2 protein-coding genes are annotated in these 2,393 nt (G+C 73.1%); one reads left to right on the top strand and one right to left on the bottom strand.

The window, feature by feature from the left end; translation table 11 throughout:
- Nucleotides 1–1,623: NYN domain-containing protein (locus tag WA805_RS10485; protein ID WP_425242243.1), on the bottom strand; the 1,623-nt coding region annotated here is incomplete at its 3' end.
- Between the two features lie 163 nt (nt 1,624–1,786).
- Here WA805_RS10485 and pyrE point away from each other — a divergent pair.
- The gene (gene pyrE / locus WA805_RS10480) at nt 1,787–2,320 is read left to right on the top strand and encodes an orotate phosphoribosyltransferase (RefSeq protein ID WP_422322545.1); all 534 of its coding nucleotides are present in this window, start codon (nt 1,787–1,789) and stop codon (nt 2,318–2,320) included.
- Nucleotides 2,321–2,393: the final 73 nt, after the last annotated feature.

Raw genomic sequence — 2,393 nt, 5'->3', positions numbered from 1 at the left:
GTATGAGCCGTTGCGCGAGGCTGTGTGGCCGGCGTCGTGGGCCGGATAGCCGACGTCAGGGACTATTGGCATCACCGGCGCCCCGTACTGGCCGGCCGGCGGCTGCCCTGCTAGCGGCGGCTGACCGGTTTCCGGCTGCGGCGCAGTGAACGGCCCGGGCGCCGGCTGCGCGATACCCGGCTGACCCTGCAGTGACTGACTCTGCGGCGGCTGCCCTTGCGGTGGCTGCCCAGGCATCGGCTGGCCGGCTGGTGGTGGCATCGCTGGCCCTGGCGCCCCGGGCACCCCAGACGCTCCTGATACCCCAAGCGGGGGCAGGGGCGGCGCGGCAGCGCCCTGGCCTGCTCCGCGAGCGGGCAGCCGGTGAACCTGGGCGGAAGCCGGCGCCGGCTGCCAGCCGTCACCGGGCTCGGCTGGCAGCGGCTCCCGGCTCACCGGATCGCGTGGCGGCTGCATGCGGATGGCACCGGGGCGGTACCCGGACAGATCGGTGGCGCGGTTCCGCGCCGCCGGAAGAGCGACCGGCTGCTCGGCGGGTGGCGCGGGAACGGCCACCGGGGCGCCGTACACCTCGGGCCGTGGCGTGAACTCGGGTCCCGCGGGCCAGTCGGGCCGCACGGCGTACTCCTGAGCTTCCGCAGGCGAAGACGGCGAAGGCTGGTCGTGACCCTGCTCCGGCTGGACCACAGCAAGACCGGGCGACGCGCCGAAGTAATCGGCGGCGGACGCCGCGGGGCGGTCCTCGGCGGGCGCGGCTGGCTGGTCCTGCTCGGCGGCCACCTCTTGCTGGGCAGGCTGCGGCTCGTGCTGACCAGGCTGCTGCTGAGCAAGCTGAGCGTCCTGCTGCTCCTGCTGGACGTCCTGCGCGACGGGCGCCAGGTCCAGGGGGGCGGCGGGCGGCTCAGGCGCGCCGGCGGGCGTTCCGGCCGACGCTGGGTAGCCAGAGGGCACTTGGTAGCCGTTGTCGGCTTCCTGCGGGGCTGGCGGGTACGGGGCGCTGCCCGCGGGCTGGCCGTGGCCGTTCGCCGCCGGGCGGAACACGATCAGTGAGCCCGCGTCCTGCTCGTCCGCGCGCGGCGGCTCGGCCCCGGAGATCAGCTCGACGTACGGGCGCAGGTGCGCGCTGTTGATCTCCGCGACGTCGTCGCACTCCTGCCGGAGCGCGCGGGGGACCGCCCCGTTGCCGTCGACCGCGATGTGCAGCAGGGTGACCCGCATGCCGAGGTCCTGAACGTCGGCGACGACCTGGGCGAGATCCTCCTCTGCGCTGACGACCATCGCGTCGGTCGCGGCCTTGTTCCGCGCCAGGGTCGTGAGGTCACGGTGGATCTCGCTCTCCACGCCTTCCCGGCGCCCGGGGCGCATCTTGGCGAGCCGGAGCTTAACCCCAGGCAGGTCGGCGAGCGTGTCGTGTTCCTCGGTCCGGCGGCCCTCGACGGTCGCCTCGTACCAGTAGCAGCGCAACAGCGGAAGCCCGGACTGTTCGCTGGCCAGTCCGGCGAGGAATTGCGTCAGTCCCGCATAGTCCCAGGACACCGACTCCCGGTGCCGCGTTCCGTGCACCGCCATGGCGCCGTCCGCTAGTACATAGCCCGCGTCCACGAACAGCGCACAGCGATCCACGCAGGTCACCGTCCTTCCGATTGTTTTCCGCCTCTTCTAGGGTAGTAAAGCTAGCCAGCCGCGTTGGGCTTTCCGTGCATTCCCAAACCAGAGAAGTGCCCAGCGTGCGACCCGTGCAATCCGCCGAGCACCCTGCCGCGGCAGGCTTTATATGCTCTGACGCGTGAGCGATCGCGACGAACTGCTGGCCGGGATCAAGGCCAGGGCAGTGATATACGGCGACTTCGTGCTGTCGTCCGGGCGGCACGCGAGCAGCTACGTGGACCTGCGGCGGGTGCTGCTCGACGGCCGGCTCGCCCCGCTGGCCGGACGGGTGCTGCTCAACGCCACGGCCGACCTGGCCTACGAGGCGGTCGGCGGGCTAACGCTCGGCGCCGACCCGGTGGCCTGCGCCATGATGCACGCCGCCGCCAGCCGGGGCACGCCGCTCGACGCGTTCGTGGTGCGGAAGGCGGAGAAGACGCACGGCACGCAGCGACGGATCGAAGGGCCTGACGTGGCCGGCCGGCGCGTGCTGGCCGTCGAGGACACCTCCACGACCGGTGCTTCCGTGCTCACCGCGGTGGACGCGCTGCAGGAAGCGGGCGCCGAGGTAGTCGGCGTCGCGGTCCTTGTCGAACGCGGCGCCCGGCCGCGCGTCCTGGACCGCGGCCTGCCCTACCGCGCTGTCTACGAGCTCGCCGAGCTCGGGCTGTAACCCAGGGCAGCGACCCTAGCGAGCGTGCCGCCCGGCCCGGCCAGCCTGCCCGGGCCGCGCCGCGTGGTCCGCC

Source organism: Trebonia sp., assembly GCF_049794275.1.
Lineage (GTDB): Bacteria > Actinomycetota > Actinomycetes > Streptosporangiales > Streptosporangiaceae > Trebonia.
The sequence above is the reverse complement of the archived record's forward strand: the minus strand, read 5'-3'. Positions and strand labels throughout refer to the sequence as shown.